We start from the raw sequence: 13,933 nt of genomic DNA, 5'->3' as shown, positions 1-13,933 counted from the left end.
CCACGGTCGAGACGGCCGGGGCCTCGCCGTTCCGGCGCCGACGGAGGGGGTGGCGTTCGAGCGCTCGATCATTCCCGGGACGTGGACTCGCCGAATCCGACTGCTCCGACGATGAACTCGACGATCTCGCCCTGCTTCGCGGGGTCGGTCAGCGCCGCCGAGCCCAGGAATCCGGCGCGGGTCAGGAGGATCCCCATGAACGCCTCGCCGGCGAGCACGGGGTCGCCCGCGAGCCCACCCCGCTGTGCGGCGGAGCGGAAGATGTCCTCGACCACCGCCATGCAGCGGTCGATGGAGTCGCGCTTGAACGCGGTATAGATCGCCGGATACTGCTGCGCCTCCTGGACGCAGCGCTGCAGGATCTCGATCCGGGGGCTGGTGAAGACGGCGGTCACGGCCGGGATGATGGCCAGCAGGTCGGTGCGCAGCGCCCCGGTGGCGGGCGGGGTGAGGCCGGCGGCGAGGCTGCCGAGCGCGTCGGTGATCAGCTGTTCGCGGTCGGGCCAGCGGGCGTAGATGCCGCGTTTGTCGACGCCCGCGCGGGCGGCGACGCTGTTGGTGGCGAACCCGGCGATGCCGCGCTCGGCCAGCTCCGCCACGGCGGCCTCGATGACGCGCCCGTCGATCGACGGGTCGCGGGGGCGGCCCCGTGCCGCTGGACCCATTGCCAAACCTCACCTATTTGATGCACCATTGCGGTGCATTAATTCGGCCGCCGGGTGGGGCGACCTGCGTGTTCGCGAAAAGACCAGGGTAGGGCATCCGCTCGCGCCCGACCCGTCGAGGAGTAGGCAATGCTGCAGGTAGGCGATCAGGCGCCGGATTTCGAGCTGCTGGACCAGAAGGGGGAGCCGGTCCGGCTCAGCGCCGTGCTGGGCACCGGGTCCGCCACCCTCTTCTTCTATCCGGCCGCGTTGAGCCCCGGCTGCACCCGCGAGGCGTGCCACTTCCGCGACATCGTCGCCGAGTTCGCCGAGCGCGGGGCGACGGTGCTGGGGATCAGCAATGACGATGTCGCCACCCAGAAGCGGTTCGACGAGGCGCATCGGCTGGGATACCCGCTGCTGGCGGATGTCGGCGGTGAAGTCGCCAAGTCGTACGGGCTGAAGCGGCGGGTGCCGGGGCTGCCCGCCAAGCGGGCGACCTTCGTCATCGGGCCGGATCGGCGCGTGCTCGCCGCGGTACACAGCGAGCTGAACATGAATATCCACGCCGATCAGGCGCTCGAGGCGCTGCGCGGCTGATCCGGCGCCGCGTGCCGGGGCGGGTGGGTCACAGTCGGTTGTGACCGCCCGCCCTTTCGCGTGCGTGCGGGATTCCCGAGGTGTGGTGCGAGGTCGTTGCCTCCGGCGCGGAATTGGTCGCTTCCGGCCGGGCTGACGTGCCGAAATACTGACTATTGTGCTTACGGTACCGGCTACCGTAGTGTTACCCGCACCACACGGTGAGCAGTGATCCCGACCACAGCGTCGGACGGGTGTGGCACTACCGCGCGGGACGGATCCTGCTCCGGCAGGAGTTCCGGTGGACCGTTTGACAGTTAGGTACGCGATGCGTTCAATCACCTCGGACCCGGTGCGGTCGCGGTGCCGTCGGCAGCAGCGGCGGTACGACGCACATGAGTGATCATCTCCAGTTTCTGCTGCTCGGGATCGGAAGCGGCGCCGTCTTCGGTGCTCTCGCCATTGCCTTGGTCCTGATCTATCGAAGTTCGGGCGTGCTCAATTTCGCCACCGGAGCGATCGCATTGAATTGCGCCTACATCTACGCGTTCCTGCGTCGAGGCGAGTTCGTGATTCTCGTGCCGGGTCTGCCGAAAACCGTCGATATCGGCGGCGATCCGGGCTTCGTGGTCTCGGCCGCGGTGGCGGTGATTCTGTCGGCGCTGTTCGGCCTGCTCGTCTACGTCGTCGTCTTTCGCCCCCTGCGTAAAGCGCCTCCGATCGCCCGCGCCGTCGCGTCGCTGGCCCTGATGATTCTGCTCGTGGCCGTTGCCGCCAAGCAGGTGGGAACGAACTCCATCGGAGTCAAGGCGATCTTCCCGGTGGATATCTGGACCGTCGGCGGTCTGCGGATCCCCCAGGATCGGATCTATTTCGGGATCAGCATCGTGGTGCTCGCGCTCGCCCTGGCCGCGCTCTACCGGTTCACCCGTTTCGGGCTGGCGACCCGCGCCACCGCCGAGAGCGAGGAGGGCGCCTACGTCAGCGGGCTCTCCCCGGACCGGATCGCCGCGGGCAACTGGATGATCGGGTCCGCGGTCGCGGGCGCGGCAGGCATTCTCATCGCGCCCATCGTCCCGCTCAGCCCGATCGGGTACTCCCTGTTCATCGTGCCCGCGCTGGCGGCGGCGATCATCGGCCGGTTCTCCTCGGTCGTCGCCGCGGTCGCGGCGGGCCTGGTGATCGGCATGCTGCAGTCCGACGCCACCTACCTGTCGCGCACCTACGAGTGGCTGCCCTCGAGCGGGCTGGTCGAACTGGTGCCGCTGGTCGTCATCCTGGTCGTGCTGGTGATCAGGGCCAGGCCGCTGCCCTCGCGCGGCGCGGTCATCGTGACCGAGCTCGGTACCGCGCCCTATCCGCGAAAGATCCTGCTCAGCACCGGAATGGGCGTGCTCGTCGCGGGGGCGGCGCTGATTCTCTCCGGCGGCGACCTGCGGGTCGCCATCATCACGACGCTCATCCTGGCCGTCATCGGCCTCTCCCAGGTCGTGGTGACCGGGTACGCGGGGCAGGTCTCGCTCGCGCAGCTCGCGCTGGCGGGTGCGGCGGCGCACATCCTCGGCCCGATCGCCGCGGACTGGGGTGTCCCGTTCCCGTTCGCGCCGCTGCTGGCCGCGGCGCTCGCGACCGTGCTCGGCGTCGTCGTCGGGCTGCCCGCGCTTCGCATCCGCGGCCTGACGGTCGCGGTCGTCACCCTGGCCCTCGCCTACGCGATGGAGGCGGTGTGGTTCCGCAATCTCGACGTCGTGCCGTCGAGCGGCATCGACATCCCGGACCCGGTGATCTTCGGCCACAGCCTCGGCATCGGGCGCGGCGAGAACTTCCCGCGCCTCGAGTTCGGCCTGCTGTGCCTGGCGGTGCTGGCCGCCGTGGGGGCCGGGGTCGCCGTACTGCGCCGCAGCAGGCTCGGCACCCGGATGCTCGCGGTGCGCGCCAACGAGCGCTCGGCGGCGGCCTCCGGTGTCGACGTGGTCCGCACCAAGCTGGCCGCGTTCGCGATCGGCGCGTTCATCGCCGGGATCGGCGGCAGCCTGCTCGCCTACCAGCAGACCAACGTGTCCTTCCAGTCCTTCACCGCGCTGGCCGGGCTCAGCCTGTTCGCCACCGTCTACCTCGCCGGGACCACCTCGATCGCGGGCGGGCTGCTCAGCGGCGTGCTCGGCGCCGGGGGCGTGGCGTTCCTGCTGCTCGGCAACCTCGGGGAGGCCGCAGGCTCCTGGTACCAGGTGATCGTCGGGATCGGGTTGCTGGTCACCGTGCTGACCAATCCGGAGGGCATCGTCGCCCCCGCGCAGCGGGCCCTCGCCCGCACCGGGCGGAAAACCACGCCGCGGACGGGTGCCGCACCGGCGCTTCCCGCGCGCACCGAGGCGGTGCCCGGCGCTCCGCTCCTCGTGCTGGACGGGGTGACGGTGCACTACGGCGGCGTGTGCGCCGTGGACGACGTGAGCTTCGCGGTGCCTGAGGCCGCGATCGTGGGGCTGATCGGCCCCAACGGCGCGGGCAAGACGACGCTGATCGACGCGATCAGCGGCGCGGTCCCCGCCGGGGGATCCGTGACGCTGGGCGGAGTGCCGCTGGACGGCATGAGCGTGCACCGCCGGATCCACGCCGGGCTGGGTCGCACATTCCAGGCCATCGAGCTGTACGAGGACCTCAGCGTCCGGGAGAACGTGCTGGTCGGCCTCTCCGGCCGGAGCCGGGCCGAACAGGTGGGCAGCGCCGCCGAACTCGACGGGATCTTCGCCCTGCTCGGCTTGACCGAGGTCTGCGACACCCCGGCGGGCGAGTTGTCCCAGGGCCAGCGGCAACTGGTCTCGATCGCGCGGGCGCTGGCGGGCAGACCGGCGGTGCTGCTGCTCGACGAACCCGCTGGCGGCCTCGACACCACCGAGAGCCGCTGGCTGGGCGAGCGGCTGCGGGCGATCCGGGCCAGCGGGGTGACGATCCTGCTGATCGAGCACGACATGAGCCTGGTGCTCGGCGTCTGCGACCAGGTGCAGGTGCTGAACTTCGGCCGCACGCTCGCCGCGGGCACCCCCGAGCAGATCCGCAACGACCGCACGGTCGCCGAGGCCTACCTCGGCACCATGTTCGCCGAGGAGGTCGTCGGATGAGCCTGCGGCTGCACGGAATCACCGCCGGATACGGCAAGCTCGCCATCGTCCGCGACCTCGACCTCAAGGTCCGCTCCGGGACGGTCACCGCGCTGCTCGGGCCCAACGGCGCCGGGAAGACCACGCTCATGCTGACCGCCGCGGGGCTGCTCCCGGCCCTGGGCGGGGAGATCGCCGTCGGCGGCACCCCGCTGCCGAAGGGCCGCCCCGCGCGCGCCAACCGGGCCGGGGTGGTCCTGGTCCCGGACAACCGGGCGCTCTTCACCGGCCTGACCGTCACCGAGAACCTCGCCATCGCCCGGCGCCGCACCGGCCGCGCGCTCGACGACATCTTCGACCTGATGCCCGCGCTGCGGCCGCGCCGGAAGGTCGCGGCGGGTGCGCTCTCCGGCGGCGAGCAGCAGATGCTCGCGGTCGGGCGCGCGCTGATCCAGGGTCCCCAGGTGCTGCTCATCGACGAGATGAGCATGGGGCTGGCGCCGGTCATCGTGGAGGAGCTGCTCCCGGCCGTCCGCCACATCGCCGACGATGCCGGCGTCGCGGTCGTCCTGGTCGAACAACACGTGCGGCTGGCCCTCGCGGTCGCCGACGACGCCGTCGTGCTGGTGCACGGCGACGTGACCCTGCGCGGCACCGCCGCGGAGCTGCGGCGGGCGCCCGAGCGCCTCGAAGCCGCCTACCTCGGTGGCGAAACCGCCACAGCTGCCTCTTGATTCACCCCGGTCGAGCCGACCACCGTCCCCAGGAGATCGTCATGTCCTTCCGCACCCGTACCCGATGGGCGGTGCTGCCCTGTCTCGCCGTCACGGCCGCGCTGCTCGCCACCAGCTGTTCCAGCGACGACGGCGCCGCGTCGGGCCCGGCCGACAAGTCGGTGCTCGGCCAGGAGAACAAGGCGACCGGCGCCCCGGTGCGGATCGGCCTGATCACCACCGGCCCGAAGGCGCCGGTGTACACCGAGGAACTCGAGGTGGCCCAGGCGACCGTCACCTACGTCAACGACTACCTCGGCGGCATCAACGGCCGCCCGATCGAGCTGATCACCTGCGAGGACGAACTCCAGGTGAGCCTGGCGCGGAACTGCGCCAACAAGTTCGTCCAGTCCGACGCGGTCGCGGTGGTCAGCGGCGAGGCCAACAACGCCGACACCGTCGCCTCGATCACCTCACCGTCGGCGCTGCCCTACCTCACCGCCGCGGGTGGCCAGCAGTCGCTGATGCTGCCGAACACCTACGTGCTGATCAACGCGCTCAACTCGCTCGCGGGCGTGCCCGCCGCCTACGCCGAGCAGCAGAACTTCAAGAAGGTCGCCATCCTGGCGGTGGACTCGCCGACCGCCATCGACCCGCTGAAGCAGCTCGGCCCCTTCGCCTTCGGCAATGCCGGCGCGCAGGTCGACGTGGTGCCGGTGCCGCTCGGCACCGCGGACATGACCCCGCAGATCCAGGCCGCGCTGGCCGAGCAGCCCGAGATGTTCCACCTGCTCGGCGACGTCTCGTTCTGCACCGCGGCGATCAAGGCCATGCGGACGCTCAACACCCCGCAGCCGGTCATGGCGGTGACCCAGTGCGTCGGCGACGCCGACACCGCCGCGCAGATCCCCGGCGGCTACGAGGGCGTCAAGATCATCGTCAATACCGTGTTCGACCCCGCCCAGCCGGACACGAAGCTGTTCGACGCGGTCGTCGACGGCTCGGGCGCCGAGGACCCGAGGAAGGCCGCCTCGGTGTTCCGGACCGTCCTCGCCCTGCGCTCCGCGCTCGACGGCATGCCCGACGAGCTCAGCAGGCAGTCGGTGAACGCGCGGCTCGGCGCCATGCCGCAGCCCGCGCCGCTGACGCTCTCCGACGGCGGCACCTTCCAGTGCGGCAGCAAGCCCGTTCCGGTCGTCGCCAATATCTGCTCGGACGAGGCCCTGCTCGGCACGCTGGACGAGGACGGCGTCCCGACCGATGTCGCGGCGATCGACACCAGCGGCATCTTCTCCATGCCGGGCCGCTGACCCATCTCCGAAAGGTAGTGACGGATGGATATCGAGAAGCCGTACCGGGTCGTGCAGTGGGCCACCGGCAGCGTCGGCAAGGCCGCGCTCAGGCACTTCGCGCAGAGCCCGGTGTACGAGCTGGTCGGCGTGCTGGTCTTCGCCGCCGAGAAGGCGGGGAAGGACGCCGGTGAGATCGCCGGCATCGGCCCCATCGGGCTGGCCGCCACCGACGACGTGGAGCAGATCATCGCGCTCGACGCCGACTGCGTCTTCTACTCGCCGCTGTGGCCGGACACCGACGCCGTCTGCCGGTTGCTGCGCAGCGGCAAGAACGTCGTCACCTCGACCGGGCCGTATTACCCGACCGAGATCGCCAGGGATGATTTCGCGCGGATCGAACAGGCCTGCGCGGAGGGCGGCACCTCGTTCTACGGCGGCGGCATCCACCCGGGCTACGCCGGCGACCTGCTGCCGCTGACGCTGGCCCGGATCGCCAGCCGGGTGGACCACGTGCACGTGCACGAGGTGGTGAACTTCCGGCAGGAACCGTCGAAGTACATCGAGTGGACCGGCATGGGCAAGACGCCCGAGCAGTTCCGCGCGGAGCCCGCGCTGCTCGGTGCATCGGTTCCGTACTTCGCGCAGTCCATGGCGGTGATCGCCGACGGACTGGGCCGAACCATCGACGAGGTCACGGTCGACGAGATCGAGATCGCCACCGCCACCGCGGACATCCACTACACCGGGACCGAGACCAGCGACATCCCCGGCGTGCACGGCGTCGTGCCCGCCGGAACGGTCGCCGGTCAGCACCACCGGTGGACGGCGTGGTCGGGCGGGACTCCGCTGATCACCTTCCATGCCAAGTACACGATGGGCGACGACGACATCGAGCCCGCGTGGAACTACGGCCACAGCCACTACCTGCTGGTGATCGACGGCGACCCGCCGACCGAGCTGGTGCTGCGCGCGGGCGCCGGGCCGGACGGCAACCCCGTCTACCTCGGCTACACCTGGACCGCCATGGCCGCGGTGAACGCCATCCCCGCGGTGTGCGCGGCCGCGCCGGGGCCGCTCGGCCACCTCGACCTCGGGCTGCTCCGGTTGCCCGGCGTCGTGCATCCGAAGCCGGCGGACTGACGTGGGCCGGATCCGGGAGGGCGAGGTCCTGAGCGCATCGATCGACATCGCCGCCCCGGCCGCCGCCGTATACGCGCTGGTCTCCGACGTCACCCGGATCCCGGAGTGGAGCCCGGAGACCGTGCGTGTGCGGCGGCTCGGCCCGGCCGGGTTCCGCTCCTGGAACCGGCGGCGGCTCGGCGTCTGGCGCACGGACGCGACGATCGTCGAATCGATTCCGAGCGAACGGTTCTCGTTCGTGGTCCAGGCCATGGGCGGGGACTGGACGCAGTGGACCTACCGCCTGCAGCCGAGTGGTGACAGCACCCGGCTGACCGAGGAGTTCCGGATGTGCGTGGCGCTCCCCGCTTCGGTCCTGGTGTTCGAATGGCTGTTCCTCCTGGTCCGGGATCGCCGGGCCGACCTGCGGCGGAACCTGGAGACCTCCGTCGCGCGCATCGGAGCCATCATCGAGTCCGGCGCCGCGCGCCGGTGAAGGGGAGATCATCCGTGAAATATCGCAACCGGGTCGCGGTCGTCACCGGCGCGGGCTCCGGTATCGGGCGGGCGCTGACCATCGCGCTGGCCGCCGATGGCGCCCGGGTGGCGGCCTCGGACATCGACGCCGCCGGGCTGGCGGCGACCAGCGCGGCCTGTGCGCCGGACAGCGTGGTCACCTACCGGCTCGACGTCGCCGACCGGGCCGCGGTGCGTGCGCACGCCGAGCAGGTGCGTGCCGATCTGGGGCCGGCCTCGATGCTGTTCAACAATGCCGGTGTCGACCTGATGGCCGAGATCGAGAGCATGGACCCGGCGGATCTGGACTGGCTGTTCGGCATCAATTTCGGCGGCGTGGTGAACGGCACCACGGCCTTCCTGCCGCAGCTCATCGAGGCCGGGAGCCCGGACCGCCCGGCCCGGCTGATCAACTTGTCCAGCGCCTTCGGGCTGATCGCCGTCCCCGCGCAGGGTGCCTACTGCGCCTCGAAGTTCGCGGTGCGCGGGCTGACCGAGACCCTGCGCCAGGAGATGATCATGAACGACCGCCCGGTCACCGTGCACTGCGTGCACCCGGGCGTGGTGAAGACCAATTTCGGCAGGAACATGCGCACCAGCGCCGAGGACGCCGAGGTGGCGCGGACACTGTTCGACAAGGCGGCGCTGACCACGCCGGAGCGCACCGCGCGCACGATCCTGCGCGGCGTGGACCGGGGGCGGGCACGGATTCTGGTCGGCCCCGACGGCCGCGTCGCCGCTGCCCTCCCGCGCCTGCTCGGCGTCTCCTACACGACGCTGCTCGCGCGCGGTTCGCGCGTGACCTCGCGTCGACGCACCACGAAGTCACCGTCCGTCGAGGAAAGGAATCCGCTGTGACACTGCGGATCGTGCAATGGACCACCGGCAATGTCGGGCGCGCGGCACTGGGGTCGATCGTCGAGCGCGACGACATGGAGCTGGTCGGGCTGTACGCCTTCAGCGCCGACAAGGTGGGGCGGGACGCCGGTGACCTGGCCGGGCTCGGCCGCACACTCGGCGTCGCGGCCACCGACGACATCGACGCGATCATCGCGCTGCGACCCGACGCCGTCTCCTACATGCCGCTGTTCCCCGACGTCGAGCACCTGAGCAGGCTGCTCGAGGCCGGGATCAATATCGTCACCACCGCGGAGTTCATGACCGGCGCCGCACTGGGCGCCGAGTCGAGGGCCCGGTTGGAGCGGGCCGCCGCGGCCGGTGGCGCCAGCCTGTTCGGCAGCGGCGTGAATCCCGGGTGGATCGAGTACCTGGCCGCGGCCGCCTCCGGGGTGACACGCAATCTGCGCTCGCTGCGCGTGATCGAGCAGTTCGACCTGATGGTCCTCTCCGCGGACGGGAACCAGGACGACTTCGGCTGGGGCAGGCCGGCCGGTGACCCCGGCCACGCCGACGACGTCGCGACGGGCGTCGCGGAATTCCGCGACGCGGTGGAGGTGGCGGCGCGGGTGCTCGGCGTCGAGCTGGACGAGATCCGCTACGACGTCGAATTCGCCCACGCCACCGAGGATCTGAAGGTCGCCGCGCGCACCGTCACCGCGGGAACGGTTGCCGGCATCGAGATCACCTGGTCCGGCATCGTCGGCGGGGCCGCGGTGATCGAGCTGGTCGCCCGCTGGACCCTCGGCAGCAAGATCGAGCCCGCCTGGACCACCGACATGGGCTACACCGTCGAGGTGAACGCCGACCCGCGGGTGATCATGCGGGTCGACTTCCTCCCGGCGGACCTCGAGCAACTCACCGCCGAGGGCATGGCGATGATGGGCACGGTGCTGACGGCCTCGCCCGCGATCAACGTCATTCCCGCCGTGGTGGCGGCGGCGCCCGGCATCGTCACCTATGCCGACCTGCCGCCGATGACGGCCAACCTCGCCGGACGGTGACCGATGACCGAGACCGCGGTGACCTTCTGCCGCATCTGCGAACCGCTCTGCGGCATGATCGCGACCGTCGAGGACGGGCGGCTGACCGCCCTGCGCCCGGATCGCGAGCACCCGCTGTCGAGCGGTTTCGCCTGCCAGAAGGGGATCGCCTTCACCGAGGTGGTCAACGATCCGGACCGGGTCACCACGCCGCTGCGCCGGGGGCCGGACGGGTTCGAGGAGGTTAGCTGGGACGAGGCCATGGCCGACATCGCCGACCGCCTCACCCGGGTGCTGCGCGCGCACGGGTCGGGCGCGGTCGGCTGGTACATGGGCAATCCGGCCGCGTTCAGCTACTCGCACCTGATGGGGGTCATCGCCTTCATCAAGGGCATCGGCAGGCAGTCGCACTACTTCACCGCCTCCACCCAGGACACCAGCAGCAGGCTGCTGGCCAGCCAGTTCCTCTACGGCTCACCGCTGGCTGTGCCGATCCCCGACCTGAACCGCACCGACCTGCTCGTCGTCATGGGCGCGAACCCGCTGGTCTCGCACGGCAGCTTCCTGACCGCGCCCCGGATCAAGGACCGGCTGCGCGACATCACCGCGCGCGGCGGCCGGGTCGTCGTCATCGATCCGCGCCGGACCGAGACCGCCGCCGCGCACGAGTGGCTCGGCATCGTCCCCGACACCGACGCCTTCCTGCTGCTGTCGCTGCTCCAGGTCATGTTCGCCGACGGCGACCGCTCCCGGAGCACCGCCCGCGGGCTGGACTGGCTGCGCGAGCAGGCCGCGCCCTTCACCCCCGAGGTCACGGCGGAGCGCAGCGGGATCGCCCCGGACCGGGTGCGCGCGCTGGCCCGCGCGCTCGCCGGGAACCCGCGCGCCGCCGTCTACGGCCGGTTCGGAACCTGCGTCGGGCAGTACGGCACGCTGACCAACTACCTCATCGACGCCGTGAACCTGGTGGCGGGCAATCTCGACACCCCGGGCGGCAGCGTCTTCAGCACGCTCGGCATCCCGGGGCAGCGGTGGGCGATGCTGGTCATGGGCGCGCTGCTGCGCCGGGCCTACCGGCGCAAGCGGGGCCGCATCGGCGGCTTCGGCTCGGTCATCGGCGCCGAACCCGCCGCGCTGATGGCCAAGGAGATCACCACGCCCGGCCCGCGCCGGATCCGCGCGCTCTTCGTGAGCGCGGGGAACCCGGTGCTCTCGGTGCCCAACGGGGACGAACTGGAGGCGGCGACCGAGCAGCTCGACCTGATGGTCGGGCTCGACTTCTACCGCACCGAGACCGCCGCCCGCTGCGACTACCTGCTCCCGGTGACCACGATGTACGAGCGCGACGACTTCGCGCTCACCTTCCAGCAGTTCCAGGCGACGCCGTTCCGGCAGGTCACCGAGGCGGTGCTGGAGCCGCCGGGTTCAGCCCGGACGGAGTGGGAGATCATCGACGACCTGATGCGCCGAATGTCGCGGCGTACTCCGGTTTTCGCCGTGCTGGCCGGCGTCCGGACGGCGCTGCGGCTGGCCGGGCGGCGCTTCCATCCGCGGCCCGTCGCGGATCTGATCATCCGCCTGTCGCAGGGCGGCGCCCGGCTGCGCCGCACCGGACTGACCTTCGACCGGCTGAGCGGTGAGCACCCGCACGGCGTCGTACTGGCGCCGGAACTGGAAACCGGCGTGCTCGACCAGGTGCTCGCGTATCCGGACCGGCGGGTACACCTCCGGCACGAGGAGATCGGCCGCGAGATCGCGGCGCTGCGCCACGGGCAAGGCCCGGAGCGCTACCCGCTGCGGTTGATCGGCATGCGCGAACCGCGGTCGGAGAACTCCTGGATGCACAACGCGCCACTGCTGCGCCGGGGAGCCGACCGGCCGCACCGTGCCGTCATGCACCGCGCGGACGCCGCCGAACTCGGGATCGCCGACGGCGCGCTCGTCCGGGTGCGCTCGGCGACCGGGGCGATCGAGCTTCCGGTCGAGTTGACCACCGATATCGTGCGCGGCGCCGTCGCCATTCCGCACGGGTACGGGCACCGGGGCACCGGGGGGTGGCGGCTCGCCAACCGGGTGGGCGGCGTGAACGTGAACCTGCTGATGTCGAGTGAACCGGGGGATATCGAGGCGCTGGCCGGGATGTCGCGGTTGACGGGGGTGCCGATCGCGGTGAGCAATGCCTGAACCGACAGGTTCGGGCACAATTCAGGATCGAGGCAGGAAAATATGCGAAAAGTAGTCCAGTTCTCCACCGGTAATGTCGGGCGGCACGCGCTGCGGGCCATCATCGGCCGCCCCGACCTCGAGCTGGCCGGGGTGCACGCCGCGAGCCCCGCCAAGATCGGCCGGGACGCCGCCGAGCTCTGCGACTGGAGCGAGCCCACCGGCGTCATCGCCACCGACGACGTCGAGGCGCTGCTGGCCCTGCGGCCGGACTGCGTGGTCTACACCGCGCTCGCCGAGACCAGGCCGGTGGAGGCGATCGACCAGCTCTCCGCGATCCTCGCCGCCGGGATCAACGTGGTCGGCTCGTCGCTGGTGTGGATGGCCGCTCCCCGGCACGCCGAGGACTGGGTGCGCGAGCCGCTGGAGAAGGCGTGCGCCGCCGGCGGCTCCTCGCTGTACATCAACGGCGTCGACCCGGGCTACTCCGGCGACACCCTGGTGCACACCGCGCTCAGCCTCGCCGCCAGGGTCGAGTCGGTCGCGGTGCAGGAGATCTTCGACTACGGCAACTACGACGACGCCGAATTCACCGGCGCCGCCATGGGATTCGGTGTCGCCGAGGACGAGGAGCTGCCGCCGCTGTACCTGCCCGGCGTGGTCGAGTCCATGTGGGGCGGGCAGGTGCGCAGCCTGGCCGCCGCGCTCGGCATCACCCTGGACGAGACCAGGCAGCGCACCGAGCGGTGGTTCACGCCCGAGCGCATCGACTGCACCATGATGACGGTGCTGCCCGGCCAGATGGCCGCGGTCCGGTTCGCCACCGAGGGCGTGCTGAACGGGAAGGTGGTGCTCAGTCTCGAGCACATCAACCGCCTCACCCCGGCCGCCGCGCCGGACTGGGACTACCCGCCGGAGGGCCACAGCGGCGTGCACCGGGTGGTGGTCGAGGGCGATCCGCGGGTCGAGATCAATACCCACGTCTCGCACCCGCTGTTCGACTCGACCGACGCCGGCTGTATCTCGACCGCCGCCCGGGTGGTCAATGCGATCGACTGGGTCTGCGACGCCCCCGCCGGGCTGGTCTCGATCGAGGACATCCCGCAGGTCGCCGTCCTCAAGGGCCTCATGTGGTGACTTTCGGCGACCGCCTATACCTGGACAGCCGTCTATATTAGTGTCCAAGTATAGGGGGAGTTCGCCGTCGCGCGCACTGCTGCCGGAAAGGACCGGAAGATGACCAGGGTTCCCACCCGCTCGGCCAGCCGACGGTGACCTGCTGATCAAGACCTACTACCCGATGCCCGAGAACATCGGCGCCGACAACGATCCCTACGCGCACCTCCTCGGCGGCGACCCCGACCGGTGAGCAGACCGCAGGCCGGGGCCGCGCGCTACCGGTCGTGCTCGAGGTAGCCGAGCACGACGTCGACGATGGCCGCGTGGTCACGTTCGCTGTCGAGCGGGCCTCCGAACAGCAGCCGGTCCAGCGCCATTCCGCGTAGGGCGAGCAGCAGCACCCGGCCCGCGGTGGTGTCGCCGCCGGGTGCGGCCAGCCGCGCCAGCCTGCCCACCTCGCGGCCGAAGGGCTCGAGCTGCTCGTCCAGCGCGGCGTGCCGTTCGGTCCTGGTGGCGACCAGGATCTCCAGCCCGGCTCTGGCCAGCGGTGTGGTGTAGGCGCGGGAGCCGGCGGCGACCAGCGCCTCGATCCGCGCGCGGGGCGGGGCGTCGGGGATCTCGGCGGAGTTCATCGCCTCGATGAGTTCGCGCAGGCCGGTTTCGATCACCGCGGCGAGCAGGCCGTCCCGGTCACCGAAGTGGTACTGGATCACGCCCCAGGAAACCCCGGCGCGCTCGGCGATGTGCTTGGCGCTGGCCGCGGCGAAACCGCGCTCCAGGATGCAGGCGACGGTCTGTTCGATCACGCGG

12 protein-coding genes are annotated in these 13,933 nt (G+C 71.1%); 10 read left to right on the top strand and 2 right to left on the bottom strand.

The window, feature by feature from the left end; translation table 11 throughout:
- Positions 1-68: 68 nt before the first annotated feature.
- Entirely contained in the window at positions 69-665 is a 597-nt protein-coding gene (locus ACFUUZ_RS11205; protein WP_378694922.1) for a TetR/AcrR family transcriptional regulator, read from the bottom strand.
- 129 nt (positions 666-794) lie between these two features.
- Here ACFUUZ_RS11205 and ACFUUZ_RS11200 point away from each other — a divergent pair, with 129 nt between their 5' ends.
- The 10 genes from ACFUUZ_RS11200 (at position 795) to ACFUUZ_RS11155 (ending at position 13,141) form a co-directional block, all read left to right on the top strand.
- On the top strand, positions 795-1,244 hold the full coding sequence (locus tag ACFUUZ_RS11200) for a peroxiredoxin (RefSeq protein ID WP_378694920.1): 450 nt from the start codon (positions 795-797) through the stop codon (positions 1,242-1,244).
- Positions 1,245-1,618: 374 nt separating this feature from the next.
- Positions 1,619-4,342 carry an ATP-binding cassette domain-containing protein gene (locus ACFUUZ_RS11195; protein WP_378694918.1) on the top strand — a complete coding sequence of 908 codons (2,724 nt, stop codon included), beginning with the start codon at positions 1,619-1,621 and terminating at the stop codon, positions 4,340-4,342.
- The gene (locus tag ACFUUZ_RS11190; protein WP_378694916.1) at positions 4,339-5,055 is read left to right on the top strand and encodes an ABC transporter ATP-binding protein; all 717 of its coding nucleotides are present in this window, start codon (positions 4,339-4,341) and stop codon (positions 5,053-5,055) included. Before ACFUUZ_RS11195 ends, ACFUUZ_RS11190 begins: the two co-directional genes overlap by 4 nt.
- Positions 5,056-5,096: 41 nt before the next feature.
- Positions 5,097-6,344, top strand: coding sequence for an ABC transporter substrate-binding protein (locus tag ACFUUZ_RS11185; protein WP_378694914.1), 1,248 nt, complete (start codon positions 5,097-5,099; stop codon positions 6,342-6,344).
- A gap of 24 nt (positions 6,345-6,368) precedes the next feature.
- Entirely contained in the window at positions 6,369-7,466 is a 1,098-nt protein-coding gene (locus ACFUUZ_RS11180; RefSeq protein WP_378694912.1) for a dihydrodipicolinate reductase, read from the top strand.
- A 1-nt stretch (position 7,467) separates the two neighbouring features.
- Positions 7,468-7,941, top strand: coding sequence for an SRPBCC family protein (locus ACFUUZ_RS11175; RefSeq protein WP_378694910.1), 474 nt, complete (start codon positions 7,468-7,470; stop codon positions 7,939-7,941).
- Positions 7,942-7,955: 14 nt separating this feature from the next.
- Positions 7,956-8,819 (top strand): SDR family NAD(P)-dependent oxidoreductase, encoded by an 864-nt coding sequence (locus tag ACFUUZ_RS11170; RefSeq protein WP_378694908.1) that lies wholly within the window; start codon positions 7,956-7,958, stop codon positions 8,817-8,819.
- On the top strand, positions 8,816-9,862 hold the full coding sequence (locus tag ACFUUZ_RS11165) for a dihydrodipicolinate reductase (RefSeq protein WP_378694905.1): 1,047 nt from the start codon (positions 8,816-8,818) through the stop codon (positions 9,860-9,862). The genes ACFUUZ_RS11170 and ACFUUZ_RS11165 overlap by 4 nt, the downstream gene beginning before the upstream one ends.
- Positions 9,863-9,865: 3 nt before the next feature.
- Positions 9,866-12,025, top strand: coding sequence for a molybdopterin-dependent oxidoreductase (locus ACFUUZ_RS11160; protein ID WP_378694903.1), 2,160 nt, complete (start codon positions 9,866-9,868; stop codon positions 12,023-12,025).
- A 42-nt stretch (positions 12,026-12,067) separates the two neighbouring features.
- Positions 12,068-13,141, top strand: a complete 1,074-nt coding sequence (locus ACFUUZ_RS11155; RefSeq protein WP_378694901.1) for a dihydrodipicolinate reductase — start codon at positions 12,068-12,070, stop codon at positions 13,139-13,141.
- A gap of 257 nt (positions 13,142-13,398) precedes the next feature.
- On the opposite strand, the gene ACFUUZ_RS11150 is transcribed toward ACFUUZ_RS11155, so the two are convergent.
- A complete protein-coding gene (locus ACFUUZ_RS11150; RefSeq protein WP_378694899.1) occupies positions 13,399-13,929 on the bottom strand; it encodes a TetR/AcrR family transcriptional regulator in 531 nt (176 codons plus the stop codon).
- Positions 13,930-13,933 lie beyond the last annotated feature (4 nt).

It is taken from the genome of Nocardia sp. NPDC057353, from assembly GCF_042667085.1.
Classification (GTDB): domain Bacteria; phylum Actinomycetota; class Actinomycetes; order Mycobacteriales; family Mycobacteriaceae; genus Nocardia.
This window is presented reverse-complemented; position numbering and strand designations above follow the sequence as displayed.

What these genes read in the sequence shown, in the direction of transcription:
- ACFUUZ_RS11205 (WP_378694922.1), bottom strand. Translation starts at nt 665, where the DNA reads ATGGGTCCAGCGGCACGGGGCCGCCCCCGCGACCCGTCGATCGACGGG.
- ACFUUZ_RS11200 (WP_378694920.1), top strand. Translation starts at nt 795, where the DNA reads ATGCTGCAGGTAGGCGATCAGGCGCCGGATTTCGAGCTGCTGGACCAG.
- ACFUUZ_RS11195 (WP_378694918.1), top strand. Translation starts at nt 1,619, where the DNA reads ATGAGTGATCATCTCCAGTTTCTGCTGCTCGGGATCGGAAGCGGCGCC.
- ACFUUZ_RS11190 (WP_378694916.1), top strand. Translation starts at nt 4,339, where the DNA reads ATGAGCCTGCGGCTGCACGGAATCACCGCCGGATACGGCAAGCTCGCC.
- ACFUUZ_RS11185 (WP_378694914.1), top strand. Translation starts at nt 5,097, where the DNA reads ATGTCCTTCCGCACCCGTACCCGATGGGCGGTGCTGCCCTGTCTCGCC.
- ACFUUZ_RS11180 (WP_378694912.1), top strand. Translation starts at nt 6,369, where the DNA reads ATGGATATCGAGAAGCCGTACCGGGTCGTGCAGTGGGCCACCGGCAGC.
- ACFUUZ_RS11160 (WP_378694903.1), top strand. Translation starts at nt 9,866, where the DNA reads ATGACCGAGACCGCGGTGACCTTCTGCCGCATCTGCGAACCGCTCTGC.
- ACFUUZ_RS11155 (WP_378694901.1), top strand. Translation starts at nt 12,068, where the DNA reads ATGCGAAAAGTAGTCCAGTTCTCCACCGGTAATGTCGGGCGGCACGCG.